Genomic DNA, 19,724 nt, shown 5'->3' with positions numbered 1-19,724 from the left:
TCAGACCGGCGGGGCGACGAAGACGCCCTTGTCCGGGTCGTTGAAGGACTTGCCGGCGACCAGCTCGTCCATCGGGTTCGCCGTGCCCCACTGGTCGGAGACGTCCGGGTCGCTGAAGTCGTACAGATGCGGGTGCCAGTTGTCCTCGACGAGCTCCTCGAGCTCGGTGGTGTACTCGACGGTGTTACCGTGCGGGTCCAGGAAGTAGCTGAAGGTGTTGTTGCCGGCCAGGTGCCGCCCGGGGCCCCAGATCTTCTCCACGCCCGCCCGCAGCAGCCGCCCGGTCCCGCGCATGTACTCGTCCAGGCCGCGCATCTCGAAGGACGCGTGGTGCAGCGCGACGTGCGGCCCACGGGCGATCGCGAGGCTGTGGTGGAACCGGTTCGTACGCAGGAACCACATCATCGACCCCAGCCGCGGGTGCATCAGGGTGTCGGAGAGCGCGAAGCCGAGGTGGCGCTGGTAGAACGCCACGGTCTGCTCGGGGTTGGGCGAGTTGATGACGACGTGGGAGAGCTTGACCGGGACCGACTCGCCCTCCTCGATCTTGCGGTGCTGCCGCACGGCGACGTCGCAGGAGACCTCGACCGTACGTCCGTCGTTGTCGAAGAAGCGGAAGCCGTAGCCACCGCCCGGCGTCAGGACCGGGTCCGGCTCGCTGACGAGCTTCACCCCGGCACGGCCGAGCCGCTCGGCCATCGCGTCCACGTCGGCCGGGCTGGCCGCACCGAAGGCGATCAGGTCCAGGCGCTTGTCGTCGGCGCGGCGCAGGCGGACGGAGTAGTGCTCCGGGGAGCCCTCCGCGGCCAGGAACGCCAGGCCGCTGTCGGTCGTCTCAGCCTTGAGCTTCCAGGTGTTCGTGTAGAACTCCAGCTGCCGCTCGTAGTCCGGCACGGCCAGGTCGACGTGGCGCAGGTGGGTGATCAGCCGCTCGGCGGGCGGGGTCTCAATGATCGTCTCGGTCACTGGGTCGGTCACGGTGTTCTCCTCGTGAGATGGGGTGGTCAGGCGGGCTGGGTGACGAGGGCGGCGACGCGGGCCATCAGCCCGGGTACGTCACCGCGCTCGCGCGCCTTCAGCCAGGTACAGAGCTGGAGCGAGGCCTCGACGACCGCCCGCGCACGGGGCAGCCGGCGCTCGGTGAACGCGGGCCAGACGGTGGCCAGGTCGTCGTGGCCGGTGAGCAGCTCGGCGAGCACGGCGGCGTCCTCGAGCGCCTGAGCGGCGCCCTGGGCGAGGGTCGGCGGACAGCTGTGGGCGGCGTCGCCGATGATCACGACCCGGCCGCGGTTCCAGGGGCCGTCGACGACGTGGCTCTCGAAGTGGGTGTGGTTGACCCGCGTCGGATCGGTCAGCGAACCGCGGATCTCGTCCCAGGGCCCGTGGTAGGCCGCCGCGAGCTCGCGCATCACCGCCAGGCCCTCCTCGGCCGACAGACCGCTCCGGTCCTGGGCGGGCTCGACGATGTAGGCGTAGAGGCTCTCCTCCGAGGTCGGGCAGTAGCCGGCGATGTAGGACGGCCCGCCGTAGACGAGGTCGGTACGGGCAACCGAGGCGGGCCGGTCGGTGAACGCGCGCCAGATGCCCATGCCGACCGGCTCGGGCTCGACGTCGATGCCGACCGCCCGCCGCGTCCATGACCGCACGCCGTCGGCGCCGACGACGACGTCGTAGCGTCCGTGCGACCCGTCCGCGAACGCGACGTCGACGCCGGTCTCGTCCTGGGAGAGCTCGGTCGCGGTGGCCCCGAAGCGCACCTTGGCGCCGGCGGCCCTGGCCCGCTCGAGCAGGATCCGGGCCAGCGTGGGCCGGTACATCCCCATCGTCGCGGGCAGGTCCGGCCCGCCGGTGCGGTGGTCCTCGAGCTCGACCAGGAGCGTGCCGGCCGGGTCGGGCGCGCGCAGCCCGAGGGTGTCGTACCCGTAGCCCTCGGCGCGGACCTGCTCCCACACGCCGAGGTCGCGCAGCACCCGCAGCGCGTTGCCTTGCAGGGTGATCCCGGAGCCGAGGGCGGAGACGTCCGGCTTGGCCTCGACGAGGTCGACCGAGACGCCCCGCTCGGCGAGCAGGATGGCGGTCGCCGTCCCGGCGGTTCCGGCACCGATGACGAGAACCGAGCTGATGGCGGGCATGAGATCTCCCTGATGTGCGAGATGGTGGAGTGACGAGCACCACTCTGAACCGCACGCAACTATTCGGGAAGAGCAGATTTCCTATCCCGCCTATACACCGCGTTTATAGTCGGACCATGGCGACCGATCCGCTCCGCAACCTCGATCTCAACCTGCTGCTCTCCCTGGACGCGCTGCTCGAGGAGCGCAACGTGACCCGCGCGGCCGCGCGGCTCGGCCTGAGCCAGCCGGCGGTCTCGGCGGCGCTGCGGCGCCTGAGGCGTCACTTCGGCGACGAGCTCCTCGTCCGCACCGGCAACCGCTACGACCTCACTCCCCTGGCCACCCAGCTGCGCGGGACCACCACGACAGCACTCGCCGGCGTACGCCGCGTATTCGAAGCCGAGCCGGGGTTCGACCCGGCGACCTCGACCCGGGAGTTCACCGTGGTCGCCTCCGACTACTCCACGACCGTCCTCGGCGACCACCTCGCCACCGAGCTGGCCCGGGAGGCCCCCGGCGTACGCCTCCGGTTCCAGCTGCAGACCCACGGCGACGTCGACCAGGCGCCGGAGTCGCTGCGGCACGTCGACGGGATGGTCCTGCCCCACGGTTTCCTCCAGGACCAGCCCGCGGTCGAGCTCCACACCGACAGCTGGGTGCTGGTCGTGTCCGCCGACAACGACGCCGTCGGCGAGACGATCACCATGGAGCAGCTCGCCGAGATGCCCTGGGTCGTCACCCACCACGCCCCGACCGCCTTCACCCCGGCCGTACGCCAGCTCAGCATGATCGGGGTCGAGCCCGACGTCCATGTGGTGACCGAGAGCTTCCTCCCGGTCCCGTTCCTGGTCGCCGGGACCCCGCGCGTCGCCCTCCTGCAGCGCCAGCTCGCCACCCGGCTGGCGGGCGCCGCCGGCGTACGCACCCTCGACTGCCCCTGGGACGTGGTCCCGCTGAAGGAGGCGTTCTGGTGGCACCCCGCCCATCGCGCGGACCCGGCGCACGGCTGGCTGCGCCGGATGATGACGCGTGCCGCCGCGCGACTGGAGGAGTCGGACTGACGTCGGGCTATCGACGGGGCTGATACCCGGCAGAAGCAGGTTTGGCTTCCGCAATACCTCCTGGATCTCCCACGATGCTGTGACTGCTGTCACACGATCTCGGCCCGATCCATGGAGACCCCATGTCCGACACCCTCACGCCCGTCCGGCAAGCCGGACGCACGCAGGGCTTCCTGCTGATGTTCATGAGCTGCCTGCCGATCCTCGGCGCGGTGCTGCTCGCTCCCGTCCTGCCCCGGATGCAGGACCACTTCGGCGACAGCGGCGCCGCGACCGCGCTGGTCCCGCTCTCCCTCACCGTCCCGGCGCTGATGATCGCGCTGCTGGCGCCGTTCGCGGGCCGCATCGTAGACAGGTTCGGGCGCAAGCGACTGCTGCTGACCGGCCTGGCGGTCTACGCCGTCTTCGGCACCGCGCCGCTGTGGCTCGATGGCCTGGGCGCGATCGTGCTCAGCCGTGCTGGGGTCGGCGTCGCCGAGGCGGCGATCATGACCTGCTGCACCACGTTGATCTCCGACTACTTCTCCGGCACCGAGCGCGACCGCTGGCTCGGCATGCAGACCGTGTTCGCATCGCTGTCGGCCACGTTGTTCTTCGCGCTCGGCGGGGCGCTGGGCGCCCAGGACTGGCGCAACCCGTTCTGGCTCTACGCCTCCAGCCTGATCTTCCTCGTCCTCGCCGCCGCACTCATCTGGCAGCCTGCCGGCGAGTCCGCCCCCACCGAGGAGCGCACCCCGCTCCCGCCGCTGCCCACCCGCGCCCTCGCGCTGCCGTGCGCGGTCACGGTCGTCGGCGGGATCGTCTTCTACACCCCGATCGTGGAGCTCCCCTACGTGCTCGACGCGGCCGGGATCACCGCCGTCCCTGCCATCGGCGCGTTCGCCGCGCTCGCCTCCCTCGCCACGGCCGGTGGTGCGTACGCCTTCGGCCGGGTCTCCGGCCGCGGCACCGCGACGCTGCTGCCGATCGCCTTCGGGCTGGCCGGGATCGGTCTGGTCGTCCTCGGTGCCACCTCGGTCGTGCCAGTCATCGTGCTCGGCGCGGTCATCGCCTCGGCCGGCACCGGCCTGATGCTGCCCACCCTGCTCGTCTGGGCGGTGTCCGGTCTCAGCTTCGAGCAGCGCGGTCGCGGCACCGGCCTGTGGACCGCTGCCCTGTTCCTCGGCGAGTTCGTCTGCCCGCTCCTGGTCGTCGCCTTCACCGGTGCCCTAGGCGGCCTCGGCGCCGCCGTCATCCTCGTCGGCGCCATTGCCCTCCTCCTCGCCCTCCTCACCCGCCGCGTCCTCACCCGCGACGTGGCCGTCACCGCCTGATCAGGAGCCGATCCACATGTGTCATGTCCTCAACGAGGCCGTCGCCTCGATCCCCTCGACCGACCGGCGCCGGCTGCTGTCGATGGTCGGCCTCGGAGCCGTCGGCGCGGTGACCGCGACAGCCATGAGCACCCCGGCGGCGGCCGCCGCGCCCGCGGCCCGGACCGGGCACGGCTCGAAGGCACGGACCCGTGTCGTGCTGCTCGGCACATCAGGCGGCCCGGCCGTCCTCGACGGCGGCCGGCACGGGGTCTCGACCGCGATCGCCTTCGAGGACAAGGTGTACGTCGTCGACCTCGGGGTGGGCGCCTTCGGCCGGCTGCAGCAGAGCGGCCTCGCCCCGGACACCGGCCTGGGTTCCGCCCTCTCCTGGATGCGCGGCATCTTCTTCACCCACCTGCACAGCGACCACACGGTCGACTGGCCCACGACGTACGCGATCGGGTCGATGAACATCGTCGGGCGCTCCGGTGGGCCGGTCCAGGTGTTCGGCCCGGCTCCCCGGGACACCCTGAGCAGGGTCTTCCCGCCCACCCGGCCGGCACCCGCCCTGGTCAACCCGGACGAGCCGATGCCCGGCATCTCCTCGATGACCGGTCATCTGCGCAACGCGTTCGCCCAGGACTTCAACGACCGGCTCCGAGACAGCAACTTCCCCGACCCGGACACGCTCTTCGAGGTCCACGACATCGACCACTCGGCACTGTGGACGATCGACCCGGAAGGCGTCCCGCCGCGGCTCGAGGCGCCGATCCAGGTCTGGAAGGACGGCGAGGTCACCGTGACGGCGACGCTCGTCGATCACCATCCCACCGTGCCGGCGTACGGCTATCGCTTCGACACCCCGGACGGGTCGGTCGTGGTCTCCGGCGACACCTGCGTGAGCCAGAACCTCATCGATCTGGCGCGTGGCGCGGACGTCCTGGTCCACGAGGTGATCGACCCCGAGTTCGTCGAGCGGCTCACCGCGGCCCTACCTCCCGAGACCGCAGAGGCGCTCCGCAAGCACCTGCTCGAGTCGCACACAACCATCGAGCAGGTCGGCCGTGACGTCGCCGAACCGGCCGGTGTCGGCACCCTCGCCCTCTCCCATCTGGTCCCCGGCAACAACCCGTCCGCACGCTGGCGTAAGGCCCAGCGGGGCTTCTCGGGAGACCTCGTCGCGGGCGAGGACCTGATGGTGATCCCGGTCGGCCGCGCGCGCTGGAACGGCTGAACCGGGATGGCCAAGGCCACCTCACCACCCACAGGGTTGCGGGACGTGGCATTCTGACCCGCATGCTCAGCTCGATTCTGGGACGGACCCTGCCGCGCCTCGTGTTCGGTCTCGTCGCCCTCCTCGCCGCCACGTTGGTGCTCACCTCCTGCGGCGACGAGGACCCCGCCAAGGGACGTACGCCGAAACAGGTGCTCGCGGCGGCGCAGAAGCACCTCGACGAGACGAGCGGGATCAACTTCTCGATCGCCTCCGACGACCTGCCCGAGGGCATCACGACGTTGAAGGCGGCGACCGGGACGCTGACCCGTGAGCCCGCCTTCGAGGGCACCTTGACGGTGCCGGTGATGGGCGCTGAGGCGCAGGTCGAGGTGGTCTCGGTCGATGACGTCGTCTACGCGAAGCTGCCGTTCACGACCACGTTCCAGGAGCTCGACCCGGCCGACTACGGGGTGCCCGACCCGGCCGCGCTGATCGCGCCGGAGACCGGCATCTCCTCGCTGCTGGCCGCGACCGAGGACGTGAAGATCGGCAAGTCCGTACGCGGCGGCGCCGACAACGACGAGATCCTCTCGACCTACACCGGCACGCTCCCGGACACCGCGGTCCAGAAGATCCTCGCCGGCGCGACCGGCGACTTCGACGTCACCTACATCATCAACGACTCCGACGAGCTCACCGAGGCCACCATCAAGGGCAACTTCAGCGGTGAGGGCGAGGCGGCGTACTCCTACACGATCGACGTGACCGAGTACGGCGTCGAGAAGGAGATCGCCAAGCCGTGAGGGCAGTCCTCTGGCTCGCCGCGATCGCGGTGGCGTTCGCCGCCGCGGACACCTACGTCGTGGTGCTCGCGCTGCCGGACATGATGGCGGGCGTCGGGCTCTCGATCGAGGAGCTGCAGCGGGCCGCGCCGCTGATCTCCGGGTTCCTGCTGGGCTATGTGGCGGTGCTCCCGCTGATCGGGCGGCTCGCCGATCTCCTCGGGCACCTTCCGGTGCTCGTCGGCGGGCTGATCGTCTTCGCGTTCGGCTCGTTCCTGACGGCGCTGTCGTGGGACCTGGCCGCGATGGTGGTCGGCCGGTTCTTCCAGGGGCTGGGCGGTGGTGCACTCGTGCCGGCGACCCTCGCGCTCGTCGCGGCGCTCTACCCCGCTGAGCGCCGTGGGGTTCCGCTCGGGCTGGTCTCGGCGGTCCAGGAGCTCGGCTCGGTGCTCGGGCCACTCATCGGAGCGGCCGTGCTCGCCGTCGCGGACTGGCGCGCGATCTTCGTGCTCAACCTCGTCGTCGGCGCCATCTTGGCGATCGCCATCAGGCAGATGGGCCGCTCGGATCCTGGCACTGTCGCCCGGGGTCGCCCACGGCCGGACCTGATCGCGCTGCTGCTGTTGCTGGTCGCCGGCGTGGCGTTCGTGCTGCTGGCGATCGAGCCGACCGCCCTGGTCCAGGACCTGACCTGGGGCGCGCTCTACGTGCCCGCGGCCGGGTCGACGCGCTGGCTGACCCCGTTGGGCCTGGTCACGATCATCGCGACCCTCGGGTTCCTGGTGAAGTGCGGCCTGCGGCCGAACGTACGCCGCGTGCTCGGCCGGGTCGCCGCCGAGGTCGACGTCCTCGGGGCGCTGCTGCTCTCGTTCGCCCTGGCCGGGGTGATCCTCGCCTTCGCGACCGCCGACCCCGAGGTGGCGGTCTTCTCCGAGCAGGGCACCTGGTACCTGGTCGCCGGTGGGCTGGCGCTGCTCGGCTTCGTCTTCCACCTGCGCCGGGCGCAGGACCCGATCGTGCCCCGGGGCGCGTTCGCCCGGACGCCGGCGTGGGGCTCGGTGCTGATCTCGTTCTTCGTCGGCGCCGCGCTGGTGGCGGCGTTGATCGATGTGCCGCTCTTCGCCCGCACCACGATCTACGGCGACAGCCAGCTGAAGGCGGCCCTGGTGCTGCTCGAGTTCCTGGTCGCGCTGCCGGTGGGTGCCGTGCTGGGTGGCTTCCTGACCAGGCGACTGCCGGCGGGCGTGATCGCGGGTGGCGGGATGCTGCTGGCCGCGGTGGCGTTCGTGCTCATGGCACGCTGGGACGCCGACGCGCTGCGCTCGCTGTCGGCGACCGTCGTGCTCGTCGCCGGCGGCCTCGGCTTCGGCCTCGCCCTGGCGCCGGTCAACGCGGCGATCCTGGCCACGACCGAGCAGTCGATGCACGGCCTGACCACGTCCTTCACCGTGGTGGCCCGCATGGTCGGCATGCTGGTCGGCATCTCCGCGCTGACCACGATCGGCCTGCGCAGCTACTACGCCGCCCAGGCCGACCTACCGTCGCTGTCGTCGGTGTGCACCGGCGGCGGCATGTGCGAGGACTACCAGGACCTGCTCATCGGCGCCGCCATCGCCCAGGAGCACACCGTCTTCGCCGGTGCCGCGGTCTGCGCCGGGATCGCCGCCGTCCTCTCCGTGGTGCTGCTGCGGGGCGCGCCTACACGCGCGCTCTCCCCCAACCAGACCGTCACGGCACTGTAGAGGTCTCGACGTACTCCGGGCGGGTGGAGCCCATCCGCTCGTGGGTCGCGTTCCGCCGTCCGGAGGCACGCTCGACGACCCCGAGAGCCGCACCGAGGCCGAAGGCCGGCATGTTGCCGTACAGCGTCTCGACCTGGTCTGCGGGGACCCGATAGGTCTCGTGCCAGATCCCGATGTCGCCGGTCGAGGCCGCGCGCCGGTTGAAGGCGGCCCAGGCGGGAGCGTGCGTGAGCGACGGGTCCTTGGCGAAGCGGCCGAGGTCCTCGACGCTGCGCCAGTACTGCACCGTCAGCAACGCCCTCCCCGACCAGAAGCTGCGGGCCGAGAGAAGCCCGAGGTCGGGCTTCTTGGCGAGCTCGGCGAGCATCCGCGGCATCCCGACGAACGCCGGGAACCAGCTGCGCACCTTGTGCCAGCGGTGGATGCGCATCCCGATCAGGAACACCACGACCTCGTCGGTGCCGACATCGGCGACGCTGTGGCCGGGCGTGACGCCGTCCGGCACGTTCTCAGGAGCCTCCCGATAGCCCCGGGCGATCTTCGACATTCCCGTCCCCCTGACTGGATAGCGATAGTATCTAGTCTAAGATAGTGCTCCTATCCAGCAGCGCTGTCAACCAGTTCCCGGAGGAACGATGCGGATCTCCGAGCTAGCCGACTCGACCGGCGTGAGCGTCGCGACCATCAAGTACTACGTCCGCGAGGGCCTCCTCTCCCCCGGCAGGAAGCTCTCCGAGCGCCTGGCCGACTACGACGACCAGCACGTACGCCGCCTGCGCCTGCTCCGCGTGCTCCGCGATGTCGGCGCCATCCCCGTCGGGGCGCTCAAGGCGCTGGTCGACGCGACCCAGGACCGCACCGCATCGGTGCACGACATGTTCGGCAAAGCCTGCGACGCGCTCCGTGTCGAGACGAGCGTCCCCGCGGCCCGAGGCGACCACACCCGCGAGCTCGCCGACCAGATCGTCGCCCAAGCGGGATGGACCGAGGTCAGGGCCGATGCCCCCGAGCGCGACCACCTCGCCGGGATCATCGAGGTCATCCTCGACAGCGGCCTGCCCACCGACCCCGAAGGCGCGGCGACCTACCTCCCCCTCATCGACGCGATCGCCGCCTACGAGCTCGATCAGATCGACGACACCCAGGACCGCGAGGCGATGATGGAGCAGATGGTCCTGGGGCAGGTCGTCCTCGGGGAGTTCCTGCTCTGTCTGCGCCGGCTGGCCCACGAGCACCACAGCGCTCTGCGATTCGCCGAGCGCCGCTGAGCGATCGGACAGGGCGCACGCGCTCAGGAGCCGCTGGTGACCCTGTCCCTCACACCCGTCACGCCGACCGAGTGGGCACAGTGGGCGCTGCAGAACATGTGCTCCTCGTTCTGCACGCCGTGCCCGAGGATGCGGGTGCCGCAGTTGACGCACACGGGCGCGATCTGCGGCGCCGCGCACTCGATCGAGTCGAAGACGAAGTGCTCACCCGAGGCCGTCGTCACCTCGAAAGTCCCGTCGTAGTCGTTTCCGCACGTGACGCACTTACCCATGGTCGGTCCTCTCGTTCGACTTCACCCCGGACGCCACGCGACCCGGGACCCTCGAGGGGCACCGGGCCGCATGGTGTCTAGGTGAAGATGCTCACCCCACCGGGACCGACCGCCAAGCCGACCACGATGAGGACGATTCCCCATAGGATTTGGCCGCGGACCAGCGACAGGATGCCGCCGATCACCAGGACTGCCGCGATCAACCAGAGAATTAGTGCCATTCGGATCTCACCTCGGTGTGTGTAGTTGTTCCTGCTCTCGGTACCCATCCGGCACCTGTTCAAACCTCCCGAGTTGCGCTGAGTTCGTCCGAGGTCACGGTGCGGCCCCCGCGACGACCGTATGGAGCACGTCATCCCATTCGTCGAGGAACCGGTCCAGGCCGTAGCGCTTCCTCGCGTGCCGACGCCCGATGAGCCCGGCCTCCTCGGCCACGTCGGGATCCTTCATCAAGTGGCGTACGGCCGGGACGATCTCGTCGCGGCGGGTGGTGACATAGCCAGCCTCGTGCGGCACCGCGAGCGGGGTCTCGGCCGTGGCCAGGGCGACGACCGGCATGCCCAGATGCATCGCCTCGATCAGGGAGAGTCCCAGCGAGGTCCAGCGATGGAGCTGGACGTAGACGCGTCGCCGCGGGAGGTGGTCGTGCAGGTCCTGCTGCGACAGGTCCTCGTACGTCCGCAGCCCGTGGTACGCCGGCAGGCGCTCGACGCGCATGCCGAAGACGTCGGCGCCGACGCCCTCGGCCAGCGCCGGGATGAGGTCGGCGCCGACCGAGCGGCCTCGGCGTACGGGATCGTTGACGACCACCCCGGCGCGCTCGATGTCGCCGGTGTAGCGGCGACCAGGGTCGAGGATGCCGGGCTCGATCACGGTGGTCGGGGTGCCGGCGCAGTCCCAGACGAGGTCGTTGAAGCCGGTGACATGAACGATCGGGATGCTGCCGCCCGCCACCGGGTGGCGGGTGTCGAGGACCCCGCCGGCGGGGGTGTTGTGCTCCAGGTAGACGGCGGGCAGATCGCGGCCGGGACGCCGCCCGCCGAGCCACTTCTCGGCCAGTTCGAGCTCGTGCGGACGCTGCAGGACGACGATGTCGACCTCCTCGTCCGCGAGGGCCTCGCTGCTCACCTCACGGGCGGCCGACGGCCAGTCCGATGTCCCGGCGCGGCCGAGACCGTCGGGGCCACGGTCGGGCGTCGTCGGAAGGAGGTATTCGTGGCGGCCGTGCACGAACGCCGTCGTCCAAGGGCCGTGCACGCGCCAGATCAGGATTCTCATTCCCTGTCGGTACCCGCAGCCACCCGTCACAGCCCGGTCGGCGCACTTACCACCCCCAGGGGTGGTTGCGGCGTCGACGACCCACACCCGCGGGGGTGAACCTTGCGGCGAAGCCGTTGGGAGGCGGTCGAGTCGGGCACTACCTACACATGACGACGACAACTTTCGAGACAGACCTACCCCGGGCCGAGCGACAACGACTGACTTCAGAGCTGTTGGCGAAGGCACACACCGCCGTAGGTAACGAGAAGGACCTGATCCTCGAGGAGGTGATCCTGCTCAACGCCGCGGTCGCCCGCTCGATCGCCCACCGCTACACCGGCCGAGGCATCCCGCGTGCGGACCTGGAGCAGGTGGCGTACACCGCCCTCGTAAGGGCCGCTAAGAGCTTCCACCCCGATCGTGCCGACGACTTCCTCACCTATGCCGTACCCACGATCCGCGGTGAGGTGAAACGCTGGTTCCGTGACCACGGCTGGACGGTGCGGCCGCCGCGCCCCATCCAGGAGCTGCAGAGCACGCTGCTGCGGATCGGATCGGAGCGGGGCAACCTGCCCACCTCCGAGCTGGCCGAGATCGCCCACGTGCCGGAGCAGAGGGTACGCGAGGCGCTCGATGCCCGCGGTTGCTTCACCCCCTCCTCGCTGGACGCCCCGCTGCGCCCCGGCTCGGCCCAGTCCTCGGCCGAGGCGACTCTCGGCGACATGCTGCCCGGCATCGACGGCGGACTCGCCGACTGCGAGACCCGGCTGGCCCTGGAGCAGGCGATCCGCGTGCTGTGCCCGCGTGACCAGCTCGTGGTGAGGCTGCGCTTCATCGAGGACCGCAGCCAGGCAGAGATCGGCGAGGCCATCGGCGTCACCCAGACCCAGGTCTCCCGGATCCTGACGCGGATCATCGACGAGCTCCGTGAGCAGCTCGAAGGAGTAGGGATCGCCGCATGACCTGCACCCACCACGGGTACGGGACACGAAAGCCGACCGCGACACAAGGAGATCTGGCATGACGTACTCAACGATCACCGGCGAGCGCGCCAAGAACGCTCAGCGCTCGCTGTGGAACGGCACGACGCCCAAGACCAAGTGGCAGGAGTCGTCCCGGGGCAAGCGGGTCACGGCTGTCGCCGCGTTCGTGGTCCCGATCGTGATGGCGGTCGCCACCACCGTCATCCGCAAGAAGGGAACCGACGCACTGCTGCGAAAGTTCAAGGCAGGTGAGAAGAAGTGAGGACGAAACGAAACCTCTTCACCTTCGCGCTGGGTGGCGTAATCGGCTACGTCGTCGGCCGCTATCCTGCCGCGACGTACGAGAAGCTACGCGACGGCGCCGACATGACCTTGAGCCTGGCCCGCGAGCGGATCGGCATCATGTCCGAGACCTTCCCGCTCGGGCGGCCCGGTGACCACCGAGCTCCTACCACCCAGCCGCCGGAGACCGGTGACGACGTCATCGACCGGACCTCGACGGCCTACGTCTCTCGGCCGCATCCCTAGCCCCCGGGCTGACCAGCTCCCCACTCATCCGAACTGTCCCCACCTGCGCGAAAAGTGCCCCACCCTCCGGAGGGTGGGGCACTTTCACCGCAGTGGGGAAATGTCTCCGCTAGCGCCCAACCGCCTTCTCGAGCTCGGCCTTGTTCATCTTCGAACGCCCCTTGACGTTCTTGTCCTTGGCCTCTTCGTACAGCTGAGCCTTGGTACGCCCGCCCGGGCCGCGATGACTGCGCAAGCCACCGCGGCGGCCTGAGGAGATGTCCTTAGTCGAGGTACGGCTGCGTTCGCGGGACTCTCCCCCGCGGGCACGCTCCTTGTTCACCGTACGAGCCGCGATCTCCTCGGCGGTGTCCTCGTTCTCACCGCGCTCGAGCAGACCTTCCTTGATGTGGTCGTACTGTCGTTCTCGCTTCTTGCTCCAGGCACGTTGCGGCATCTCAGCTCTTCCTCCTTCTCGGCTGATCGAAGCGCTCCTCGTCATCGGCGACGCGCTTGTTCCGGCGGGCGTCGTAGAGCCAGGCGGCGATGCCGGCCAGGATCACGATCACCCCGATCACGGTGAAGATGACGGCTTGGGTAGTCATATCTACCGGTACCCACCCGATGCATCGGTTACGCGGCGACGGCGATCCGCATCCGGCGGATGATCCGGGCAAGAGCGCGGGAGACCTGCGCCTGGGTGGCACCGATCCGCTCACCGATCTCGGCCTGAGAAAGACCGTCGATGAAGCGCAGCCGCAGGATCATCAGGTCGGTCTCGCGGAGATCGCCGATCGCCTCCGCGACCACGACTCGCGCCTCGGCGCGGTCGAAGCCGGGGTCGGGCTCCCCCATCTGCTCGAGCAGCTCATCGTCTGCACCGTGCGGACGTACGCAGCGGGCCAGCTCGCGGAAGCAGTGACGGATCTCGCCCTTGGCCATCGGCACGGCGTAGGCCAGGAACTCACCCTCGGCGGGGTCGTAGCGGCGAGCAGCCTTCACCAGCCCCATGTGCGCGGCCTGGCGTAGGTCGTCGGCCTCGACGCCGCGGCCCGAGTAACGGGCAGCGAGTGAACGGGCCACCGGGAGGTGGCTTACGACCAGATCCTCCTGCTGAAGCGGAGGCAACGGCGATGCTTCCTGGGTCCTGTCCATGGTCCGAGTCTGTCGCGCAGACCAGCCAGATCTCCACGCTCAGGGGAGGAAATGGCCCTCAGGGGTGAGCTAAACCCCCACAGCACACTCACCCCTGAGGGTTAGAACCGCGGTCCCGGGTCCGTTGCCGAGACCGCGGCACCGACAGTGCAATCGTGGTGTCCACCCCCATACCGCGGCAGGCGGAAGTCACCCAGACTGCTCTGTCGATACGCTATCGGTAACCATCCGGGCCGCCACCGATGCGCCCGACTCCAGAGAATTCTCGTCGGGCGGCGCGAACCCGTGGGTGATCGCCCAGCTCACCGCCTGGCTGCGGGTGGTGACGTCGATCTTTCGGTAGGCCTGACGGATGTGACTCTTGAGCGTGTTCACGCTCACCACGAGCTTCTCGGCGATCTCCTTGTTGGACAGCCCCTGGGTGATCAGTGCGAGCACCTCGACCTCACGAGTGCTGAGCCCGGCGAGCGTGCCCACCCGGTCCTCGTTCTGGCCGACCGGCTCGCCGGCGGCGGTGAGCTCGATGCTGCGTACGAGCTCACCGGCGTGCACGCTCATCGACACCCAGGCATGGGCTCCCAGCGCGTAGGCCTGGACCCTCAGATCGGGGCGCATGTCGCGGCTGAAGATCAGCACCTTGGCGTCGGTCTCGTGCAGCAGATGCTGCAGATCGGCGCCGTCGCTCAGGTACAGACCGAAGGTGTCGTAGAGGATCACGTCGACGCCCGGCGCCCGGCTGCGTATCGCCGGAAGAGCGGTCACGACCAGCCGGTCGGGAAAGTCCGCGAGCATGCTGACGAGCCCGCGCACGACAACCTCCTGTGGGCTGACCACCGCGACCCGCAACACCCCCGACCTCATCACTCTTGAACTTTCTCAGATCGGTGGTCAATTGGACAGGTGTATGGGCAGAACACGCCGTGGGTACCTGGGCTTATGTCCACAGATCCAAGACAGGAGCAGCCCATGTCCCACGTGACCGAAGACCTCAAGAAGGCCTCCGAGCTACCCGACGGCGACGTGGTCAGGATCCTGCTGCAGCAGCACGCCGGCATCCGGCAGCTCTGTGCGACGGTGGGGAATTCCGAGGGCCCGGCCAAGCGCCAGGCGTTCGACGACCTCCGGGTCCTGCTCACGGTGCACGAGACCGCCGAGCAGATCGTCGTCCACACGGTCACCTCGACCCATGGCGGCGAGACACTCGCCAAGGCGCTCAGTGCCGACGAGAAGGAGGCCACCGAGATGCTGGCTCGGCTCGAGGAGGTCGGCGTCGACAGCCCCGAGTTCGACGAGACCTTCCCGATCTTCCAGATCGCGGTCGAGCAGCACGCCGAGGAGGAGGAGCGTGTCGAGTTCCCGCTGCTGCTCACGACGATCGATGAGACGTCCCGGCACATGATGGGCAAGCGGCTGACCGCGACCGAGCTCATCGCGCCGACCCACCCTCACCCCGGCTCCGCCGGATCGGTGCCCAAACAGGTGGCCACGATGCCGTTCCACTCCATCGTCGACCGAGTCATGGACGCGCTCCGATCGTGACGTGGCACAGTGGATGCTGAACGCATCGACGACAGCATCGAAGCCTTCAGATGGGAGCAGAGAACATGGTCGAGAAGGAAACCAAGGACCCCGAGACCGGCGCCGACGAGAGCACCGAGTCCCCAATCCCCTTCCCCACCCCGGAGCGGGTCGAGGAGGAGGGCGACGAGCGCGACCGCCAGGACGAGACCGAGGAAGAGACCTTTCCCGCCAGCGACCCGCAGTCCAGCTGGGCAGGACCTGCGGATCCGCGGGACCGCTGATACTCAGGCATTCCAGGCCGAGTGGCCAGGGTCGGCCGGACCCTCGACGCGGTATCGCAGATGCGTCACCCGGTCGCCCTGGACCACCTCGGGATCGCTGAGCAGCACCGAGGATGCGTACGTCCCGAAGAACGGCTTTCCCTTGCCGATGAGCAATGGTGCGACATCGAGCTGGATCTCGTCCACCAGCCCGGCAGCGAGCGCCTGACCGGCCACATCGCCGGCGCACAGGCCGATCGGGGTGCCGCCGGCCAGCTCCTTCGCCTTGGCGATGCCCGCGTCGACCGAGGTCTCGAAGTGGTAGCTGGCTTCGGGGTGCCACCCTTCGGGCTTGGGTCGATGACTCACGACCACCACGTGCTCGCCCGACGGCGGCTTGCCGTCCCAGCCGTTGGTGATGTCGAAGAGATGGCGTCCGATCACCATCGTCGTCGAGGTCTCCCAGAAGTCGCGTACGTAGTCCCACGACGCCTTCGAGATGCGTCCGGCACCGCCGAGCACCTCGATGTCGCCGTTGTTGTACCAGTCGAACAGGTGCCCGGGCATGTCGTCCTGGTAGCCGATGAACCCGTCGACCGACACCACTGCCTGCATGATCACCGTCATCGTCCCCACCCACCTCCACTAGTCAACCGATTGGTTGATTACTAGGAAAGCGCGAAACGGCGCCGCTTGTCAACCATATAGTTGATAAACGGCGCCGCTCGGCGGTGATCCAAGCGCCTCAGGCGAGGCCGCGACGCTCCAGCAGCGGAGCGATCGGGGCCGGCCGGCCGCGCCACTCCGCATAGGACTCCAGCGGGTCCCGGGTGCCGCCGATGCCGATCACATAACGGACGTACGCCTCGCCGTTCTCCCGCGTCAGCCCGCCGTTCTCCTTGAACCACGCGACCGTGTCGGCATCGAGGACCTCGGACCAGATGTAGGAGTAGTAGGCCGAGGCGTAGCCGCCGAAGATGTGCTTGAAGTACGCCGTGTAGTAGCGCGGCCGCACCGCCGGGTTGTCCAGGCCGACCGCCGAGAGCGCGGCCGCCTCGAACTCCTCCACGGCCTCCGGCGAGGTCGGCACCTCGGCCGGACCGAGCTCGTGCCAGGCGAGGTCGATGAGCGTGGCGGCCAGGTATTCGGAGGTCGCGAACCCCTCGTTGAACGTGGCCGACGCCTCGAGCTTGCCGAGCACGTCGGCCGGGATCGGCTCACCGGTCTCGTGATGCACGGCGTAGTTGGCGAGCACCTCGGGCCAGAGCATCCACATCTCGTTGACCTGGGACGGGTACTCGACGAAGTCCCGGAAGACCGACGTCGCCGCGAACCGCGGGTAGGTCGCCCGCGCCAGCAGCCCGTGGAGCGCGTGCCCGAACTCGTGGAAGAGCGTGTTGACCTGGTCGAAGGTGAGCAGCGTCGGCTCCCCCGGCGCCGGCCTGGGCACGTTGAGGTTGTTGGTCACGACCGCCGACGGCTCACCCAGCAGCGTGTTGGCGGTGACGTAGGAGTTCATCCACGCACCGCCCTTCTTCGAGTCCCGGGTGTAGAGGTCGAGCAGGAAGAGCCCGATCGGCTCGCCGTCGCGGGAGACCTCGAAGACGCGTACCTCAGGGTGGTAGCCCTGCAGGTCGGGGCGCTCCTCGAAGGTCAGCCCGTAGAGCCGGCCGGCGGCGAAGAAGACGCCGTCGCGCAGCACCCGGTTGGCCTCGAACCACGGCCGCAGGACGGCCAGGTCGACGTCGTACTCCGAGGCCCGGACCTTCTCCGCGTAGTAGGGCCAGTCCCAGGCCTCGATCGGACCGCCTGCCGATGCCTCGAGCGCAGACTGCTCGGCCCGGGCGTTGCGAGCCGCCGGCGCGGCCAGCCGCTCCAGCATGTCGCGGACGGCCTTCGGGGTGCCGGCCGTGTTGTCGGCGGTCACCAGACCGGCGTAGCTGTCGAACCCGAGCAGCTGCGCCTTCTCGGCCCGCAGCCGCAGCGCGTCGAGCGCGATGCCGCGGGTGTCGTTGGCGTTGCCGCGCGAGCCTCGGGCGAGCTGCGCCTCGAACAGCCGCTGCCGAAGCTCCCGGTTCTCGAGCACCGACAGGTAGGGGTGGGCGGTGAACAGGGTCAGCGTGATCAGGAACTTGCCCGCCAGCCCCCTGCCCTCGGCGGCCGCCGCAGCCGCGGAGATCTCCCCCGGGGTCAGCCCGGCGAGCTCCTCGACGGTGTCGACGACCACGGCGAGGTCGTTGGAGTCGGCCTGCGCCGCCTGCCCGAACGCCGCCTCCAGGCCGGAGATCTCCTGGTTGAGCTCCCGCAGCCGGGCCTTCTCGGCAGGCCCCAGAGCAGCACCGGCGAGCACGAAGTCGCGGTGGTAGCGCTCGACCAGATAGCGATCCTCGCCCTCCAGCTCGGCCCGTTTCTCGTAGACCGCGTTCACCCGGGCGAAGAGCGCGTCGTCGAGGAGCAGCGCGTCGTGGTGGGCCGCCAGCCGCGGAGCGTACGCAGCGTGGAGCTCGTCAAGATCGTCGTCGGAGTCCGCGGAGAGCAGCGAGAAGAAGACCCGCAGGACCCGGTCCAGCCGCTCACCGGACCGCTCCAGGGCGACCAGGGTGTTCTCGAACGTCGGCTCGTCGGCGGAGGACGTGATCGCCGCGAGCGCGGCCAGCTGATCGGCCATCCCCTGCTCGATCGCCGGGCCGTAGTCCTCGATCGAGATGTCCGCGAAACGGGGCAGGCGGTGGGGCAGGTCACTGGGCTCGAGTAGGGCATCGATCACATCGCGCACGCTATCTGAAACAGCGTGAGGACGGCCCGCGGATATCGGCTACCTTGGCGTCATGGCCGATTTCGATGACCTGCTTGCCGCGAACCAGACCTACGCCAACACGTTCGACACCGGCGGCTTCGACGGCGTCGCCCACGCCGGAGTAGCGATCGTGACCTGCATGGACTCCCGAATCGAGCCGCTGGCCATGCTGGGCCTGAGCCTCGGGGACGCCAAGATCTTCCGCAACCCGGGTGGCCGGGTGACCCCACAGGCGATGGAGGCGCTGGTGCTCGGCGTGCACCTCCTCAACGTCAAGCGCATCCTGATCGTGCCCCACACCCGCTGTGCGGTCGCCTCCAACACCGAGGCCGAACTGCGCGCCAAGCTCGCGGACTCCGCCGGCCAGGACGCCTCCTGGCTCCACCTGCACGTCGTCGACGACCAGGTCCGCGCGCTCGCCGAGGACGTCGCCAAGGTCCGCTCGCACCCGTTCGTCCCCGAGGACATCAAGGTCGGCGGCTTCATCTACGACGTCGACACGGGTCTGCTCAACCAGAAGATCTGAGCCCGCTCACCTGCGAGGCGGGTTGCGATCTACCTCTGAAATGGCATGCGCCCCAACCACCTGTAGGCAAGAGTTGAGGCGTGAGCCTCACAGACCCGGCACAGCGTGAGATCGCCGCCCAGGCGATCGACCTGCACAAGACCTACGGCAAGGGCGCCGCGGAGGTCCGCGCGCTCGACGGCGTGAGCCTGGACCTCTATGCGGGGCAGTTCACCGCGATCATGGGCCCATCGGGCTCGGGCAAGTCGACGCTGATGCACTGCCTGGCCGCGCTCGACAAGCCCACGACGGGCGAGGTCATCGTCGGCGGTCGCAAGCTCGGCAGGATGCGCGACCGCCGCCTCACCTCGCTCCGGCGCGACAAGATCGGGTTCGTCTTCCAGGCGTTCAACCTGGTGCCGACGCTGACCGCGCAGGAGAACATCCTGCTGCCGCTCTCGCTGGCCCGGAAGAAGCCGGATCCGGGCTGGTTCGACCAGGTCATCGACACGGTCGACCTGCGGCCGCGGCTCTCCCACAAGCCGAGCGAGCTCTCCGGCGGACAGCAGCAGCGCGTCGCGTGCGCCCGGGCGCTGGTCTCCAAGCCCGACATCGTCTTCGCCGACGAGCCGACCGGCAACCTCGACTCCACGTCGGCCGCCCAGGTGCTCGACTTCCTGCGCCACAGCGTCGACGACCTGGGCCAGACCATCGTCATGGTCTCCCACGACCCGGTCGCCGCCTCCTACTGCGACCGGGTGATCTTCCTGGCCGACGGCCGCGTCGTCGACGAGCTGGCCAAGCCGAGCCGCGAGGAGATCCTGGCCCACATGGCCGACCTGCAGGCTCGGGCGATGGGCCTGGCTCCGATCGGCGAAGGAGCCTGAGGGTGAACGAGCGTCAGCGAGTGAACCAAACAATCGGCACGCCGCCACGTCCGTACTCTGGCGCTTGCGCAACGGCGACGACCGGAGCGAGGTCGAGCG

General features: G+C 69.4%; 25 protein-coding genes. 13 read left to right on the top strand and 12 right to left on the bottom strand.

The genetic code is table 11. The annotated features are described in order from the left end of the window. Both ABZU72_RS08250 and ABZU72_RS08245 read right to left on the bottom strand, forming a co-directional pair. Positions 1 to 978 carry a VOC family protein gene (locus ABZU72_RS08250; RefSeq protein WP_355018369.1) on the bottom strand — a complete coding sequence of 326 codons (978 nt, stop codon included), beginning with the start codon at positions 976 to 978 and terminating at the stop codon, positions 1 to 3. 26 nt (positions 979 to 1,004) lie between these two features. Further along, on the bottom strand, positions 1,005 to 2,132 hold the full coding sequence (locus ABZU72_RS08245; RefSeq protein WP_355018368.1) for an FAD-dependent monooxygenase: 1,128 nt from the start codon (positions 2,130 to 2,132) through the stop codon (positions 1,005 to 1,007). A gap of 116 nt (positions 2,133 to 2,248) precedes the next feature. Here ABZU72_RS08245 and ABZU72_RS08240 point away from each other — a divergent pair, with 116 nt between their 5' ends. The 5 genes from ABZU72_RS08240 (at position 2,249) to ABZU72_RS08220 (ending at position 8,210) form a co-directional block, all read left to right on the top strand. Further along, positions 2,249 to 3,175, top strand: coding sequence for a LysR family transcriptional regulator (locus ABZU72_RS08240; RefSeq protein WP_355018367.1), 927 nt, complete (start codon positions 2,249 to 2,251; stop codon positions 3,173 to 3,175). Positions 3,176 to 3,297: 122 nt separating this feature from the next. Beyond that, positions 3,298 to 4,488 carry an MFS transporter gene (locus ABZU72_RS08235; RefSeq protein ID WP_355018366.1) on the top strand — a complete coding sequence of 397 codons (1,191 nt, stop codon included), beginning with the start codon at positions 3,298 to 3,300 and terminating at the stop codon, positions 4,486 to 4,488. A 16-nt stretch (positions 4,489 to 4,504) separates the two neighbouring features. Further along, complete coding sequence (locus ABZU72_RS08230; RefSeq protein WP_355018365.1) at positions 4,505 to 5,704, top strand: MBL fold metallo-hydrolase; 1,200 nt, start codon at positions 4,505 to 4,507, stop codon at positions 5,702 to 5,704. Between the two features lie 62 nt (positions 5,705 to 5,766). Beyond that, positions 5,767 to 6,489 carry an LppX_LprAFG lipoprotein gene (locus tag ABZU72_RS08225; protein WP_355018364.1) on the top strand — a complete coding sequence of 241 codons (723 nt, stop codon included), beginning with the start codon at positions 5,767 to 5,769 and terminating at the stop codon, positions 6,487 to 6,489. Further along, positions 6,486 to 8,210 carry an MFS transporter gene (locus ABZU72_RS08220; protein WP_355018363.1) on the top strand — a complete coding sequence of 575 codons (1,725 nt, stop codon included), beginning with the start codon at positions 6,486 to 6,488 and terminating at the stop codon, positions 8,208 to 8,210. The genes ABZU72_RS08225 and ABZU72_RS08220 overlap by 4 nt, the downstream gene beginning before the upstream one ends. Here the strand turns inward: ABZU72_RS08220 and ABZU72_RS08215 are convergent. Next, entirely contained in the window at positions 8,197 to 8,757 is a 561-nt protein-coding gene (locus tag ABZU72_RS08215; RefSeq protein ID WP_355018362.1) for a DUF4188 domain-containing protein, read from the bottom strand. The two genes, ABZU72_RS08220 and ABZU72_RS08215, sit on opposite strands and share 14 nt — an antisense overlap. A gap of 88 nt (positions 8,758 to 8,845) precedes the next feature. Here ABZU72_RS08215 and ABZU72_RS08210 point away from each other — a divergent pair, with 88 nt between their 5' ends. After that, positions 8,846 to 9,478 carry a MerR family transcriptional regulator gene (locus ABZU72_RS08210; protein ID WP_355018361.1) on the top strand — a complete coding sequence of 211 codons (633 nt, stop codon included), beginning with the start codon at positions 8,846 to 8,848 and terminating at the stop codon, positions 9,476 to 9,478. 23 nt (positions 9,479 to 9,501) lie between these two features. Here ABZU72_RS08210 and ABZU72_RS08205 read toward each other — a convergent pair whose 3' ends face one another. From ABZU72_RS08205 to ABZU72_RS08195, 3 genes are all read right to left on the bottom strand, one after another. Then, the gene (locus tag ABZU72_RS08205) at positions 9,502 to 9,750 is read right to left on the bottom strand and encodes a hypothetical protein (RefSeq protein ID WP_355018360.1); all 249 of its coding nucleotides are present in this window, start codon (positions 9,748 to 9,750) and stop codon (positions 9,502 to 9,504) included. 77 nt (positions 9,751 to 9,827) lie between these two features. Then, positions 9,828 to 9,971: a GPGG-motif small membrane protein gene (locus ABZU72_RS08200; protein ID WP_355018359.1), complete on the bottom strand. Its 144-nt coding sequence runs from the start codon at positions 9,969 to 9,971 to the stop codon at positions 9,828 to 9,830. A gap of 94 nt (positions 9,972 to 10,065) precedes the next feature. Further along, complete coding sequence (locus ABZU72_RS08195; protein WP_355018358.1) at positions 10,066 to 11,028, bottom strand: glycosyltransferase; 963 nt, start codon at positions 11,026 to 11,028, stop codon at positions 10,066 to 10,068. Between the two features lie 215 nt (positions 11,029 to 11,243). On the opposite strand from ABZU72_RS08195, the gene ABZU72_RS08190 reads away from it, so the two are divergent. Genes ABZU72_RS08190 through ABZU72_RS08180 form a run of 3 tightly spaced genes read left to right on the top strand, consistent with a single transcriptional unit; the run spans position 11,244 to position 12,521 of the window. Next, complete coding sequence (locus ABZU72_RS08190) at positions 11,244 to 11,972, top strand: sigma-70 family RNA polymerase sigma factor (RefSeq protein ID WP_355018357.1); 729 nt, start codon at positions 11,244 to 11,246, stop codon at positions 11,970 to 11,972. A 58-nt stretch (positions 11,973 to 12,030) separates the two neighbouring features. After that, on the top strand, positions 12,031 to 12,255 hold the full coding sequence (locus ABZU72_RS08185) for a hypothetical protein (protein ID WP_355018356.1): 225 nt from the start codon (positions 12,031 to 12,033) through the stop codon (positions 12,253 to 12,255). Then, positions 12,252 to 12,521: a hypothetical protein gene (locus ABZU72_RS08180; RefSeq protein WP_355018355.1), complete on the top strand. Its 270-nt coding sequence runs from the start codon at positions 12,252 to 12,254 to the stop codon at positions 12,519 to 12,521. Before ABZU72_RS08185 ends, ABZU72_RS08180 begins: the two co-directional genes overlap by 4 nt. Positions 12,522 to 12,630: 109 nt before the next feature. Here the strand turns inward: ABZU72_RS08180 and ABZU72_RS08175 are convergent, their stop codons facing one another. The 4 genes from ABZU72_RS08175 to ABZU72_RS08160 form a co-directional block, all read right to left on the bottom strand. Then, a complete protein-coding gene (locus tag ABZU72_RS08175; RefSeq protein WP_355018354.1) occupies positions 12,631 to 12,957 on the bottom strand; it encodes a plasmid stabilization protein in 327 nt (108 codons plus the stop codon). A gap of 1 nt (position 12,958) precedes the next feature. Continuing rightward, a complete protein-coding gene (locus tag ABZU72_RS08170) occupies positions 12,959 to 13,105 on the bottom strand; it encodes a hypothetical protein (protein WP_355018353.1) in 147 nt (48 codons plus the stop codon). Between the two features lie 28 nt (positions 13,106 to 13,133). Beyond that, a complete protein-coding gene (locus ABZU72_RS08165) occupies positions 13,134 to 13,655 on the bottom strand; it encodes a sigma-70 family RNA polymerase sigma factor (protein ID WP_355018352.1) in 522 nt (173 codons plus the stop codon). Between the two features lie 189 nt (positions 13,656 to 13,844). Beyond that, a complete protein-coding gene (locus ABZU72_RS08160) occupies positions 13,845 to 14,465 on the bottom strand; it encodes a response regulator transcription factor (RefSeq protein ID WP_355018351.1) in 621 nt (206 codons plus the stop codon). Between the two features lie 156 nt (positions 14,466 to 14,621). Here ABZU72_RS08160 and ABZU72_RS08155 point away from each other — a divergent pair, with 156 nt between their 5' ends. Both ABZU72_RS08155 and ABZU72_RS08150 read left to right on the top strand, forming a co-directional pair. After that, a complete protein-coding gene (locus ABZU72_RS08155; RefSeq protein ID WP_355018350.1) occupies positions 14,622 to 15,194 on the top strand; it encodes a hemerythrin domain-containing protein in 573 nt (190 codons plus the stop codon). 65 nt (positions 15,195 to 15,259) lie between these two features. After that, complete coding sequence (locus tag ABZU72_RS08150) at positions 15,260 to 15,457, top strand: hypothetical protein (RefSeq protein WP_355018349.1); 198 nt, start codon at positions 15,260 to 15,262, stop codon at positions 15,455 to 15,457. A gap of 3 nt (positions 15,458 to 15,460) precedes the next feature. On the opposite strand, the gene ABZU72_RS08145 is transcribed toward ABZU72_RS08150, so the two are convergent. Continuing rightward, a complete protein-coding gene (locus tag ABZU72_RS08145; protein ID WP_355018348.1) occupies positions 15,461 to 16,063 on the bottom strand; it encodes a dihydrofolate reductase family protein in 603 nt (200 codons plus the stop codon). Positions 16,064 to 16,181: 118 nt separating this feature from the next. Beyond that, on the bottom strand, positions 16,182 to 18,203 hold the full coding sequence (locus tag ABZU72_RS08140; protein ID WP_355018347.1) for a M3 family metallopeptidase: 2,022 nt from the start codon (positions 18,201 to 18,203) through the stop codon (positions 16,182 to 16,184). A gap of 61 nt (positions 18,204 to 18,264) precedes the next feature. Between ABZU72_RS08140 and ABZU72_RS08135 the strand changes: the two genes are divergently transcribed. Next, positions 18,265 to 18,759 carry a carbonic anhydrase gene (locus ABZU72_RS08135; RefSeq protein WP_355018346.1) on the top strand — a complete coding sequence of 165 codons (495 nt, stop codon included), beginning with the start codon at positions 18,265 to 18,267 and terminating at the stop codon, positions 18,757 to 18,759. 80 nt (positions 18,760 to 18,839) lie between these two features. Next, positions 18,840 to 19,625 carry an ABC transporter ATP-binding protein gene (locus ABZU72_RS08130; protein WP_355018345.1) on the top strand — a complete coding sequence of 262 codons (786 nt, stop codon included), beginning with the start codon at positions 18,840 to 18,842 and terminating at the stop codon, positions 19,623 to 19,625. Positions 19,626 to 19,724: the final 99 nt, after the last annotated feature.

It is taken from the genome of Nocardioides sp. NPDC004968, assembly GCF_040608935.1.
In the GTDB taxonomy this organism is placed as follows: domain Bacteria; phylum Actinomycetota; class Actinomycetes; order Propionibacteriales; family Nocardioidaceae; genus Nocardioides.
This window is presented reverse-complemented; position numbering and strand designations above follow the sequence as displayed.

Coding starts and splice junctions, on each gene's coding strand:
- ABZU72_RS08245 (WP_355018368.1), bottom strand. CDS start 2,132: ATGCCCGCCATCAGCTCGGTTCTCGTCATCGGTGCCGGAACCGCCGGG.
- ABZU72_RS08195 (WP_355018358.1), bottom strand. CDS start 11,028: ATGAGAATCCTGATCTGGCGCGTGCACGGCCCTTGGACGACGGCGTTC.
- ABZU72_RS08210 (WP_355018361.1), top strand. CDS start 8,846: ATGCGGATCTCCGAGCTAGCCGACTCGACCGGCGTGAGCGTCGCGACC.
- ABZU72_RS08150 (WP_355018349.1), top strand. CDS start 15,260: ATGGTCGAGAAGGAAACCAAGGACCCCGAGACCGGCGCCGACGAGAGC.
- ABZU72_RS08175 (WP_355018354.1), bottom strand. CDS start 12,957: ATGCCGCAACGTGCCTGGAGCAAGAAGCGAGAACGACAGTACGACCAC.
- ABZU72_RS08155 (WP_355018350.1), top strand. CDS start 14,622: ATGTCCCACGTGACCGAAGACCTCAAGAAGGCCTCCGAGCTACCCGAC.
- ABZU72_RS08145 (WP_355018348.1), bottom strand. CDS start 16,063: ATGACGGTGATCATGCAGGCAGTGGTGTCGGTCGACGGGTTCATCGGC.
- ABZU72_RS08225 (WP_355018364.1), top strand. CDS start 5,767: ATGCTCAGCTCGATTCTGGGACGGACCCTGCCGCGCCTCGTGTTCGGT.
- ABZU72_RS08135 (WP_355018346.1), top strand. CDS start 18,265: ATGGCCGATTTCGATGACCTGCTTGCCGCGAACCAGACCTACGCCAAC.
- ABZU72_RS08185 (WP_355018356.1), top strand. CDS start 12,031: ATGACGTACTCAACGATCACCGGCGAGCGCGCCAAGAACGCTCAGCGC.
- ABZU72_RS08170 (WP_355018353.1), bottom strand. CDS start 13,105: ATGACTACCCAAGCCGTCATCTTCACCGTGATCGGGGTGATCGTGATC.
- ABZU72_RS08230 (WP_355018365.1), top strand. CDS start 4,505: ATGTGTCATGTCCTCAACGAGGCCGTCGCCTCGATCCCCTCGACCGAC.
- ABZU72_RS08165 (WP_355018352.1), bottom strand. CDS start 13,655: ATGGACAGGACCCAGGAAGCATCGCCGTTGCCTCCGCTTCAGCAGGAG.
- ABZU72_RS08235 (WP_355018366.1), top strand. CDS start 3,298: ATGTCCGACACCCTCACGCCCGTCCGGCAAGCCGGACGCACGCAGGGC.
- ABZU72_RS08215 (WP_355018362.1), bottom strand. CDS start 8,757: ATGTCGAAGATCGCCCGGGGCTATCGGGAGGCTCCTGAGAACGTGCCG.
- ABZU72_RS08200 (WP_355018359.1), bottom strand. CDS start 9,971: ATGGCACTAATTCTCTGGTTGATCGCGGCAGTCCTGGTGATCGGCGGC.
- ABZU72_RS08205 (WP_355018360.1), bottom strand. CDS start 9,750: ATGGGTAAGTGCGTCACGTGCGGAAACGACTACGACGGGACTTTCGAG.
- ABZU72_RS08240 (WP_355018367.1), top strand. CDS start 2,249: ATGGCGACCGATCCGCTCCGCAACCTCGATCTCAACCTGCTGCTCTCC.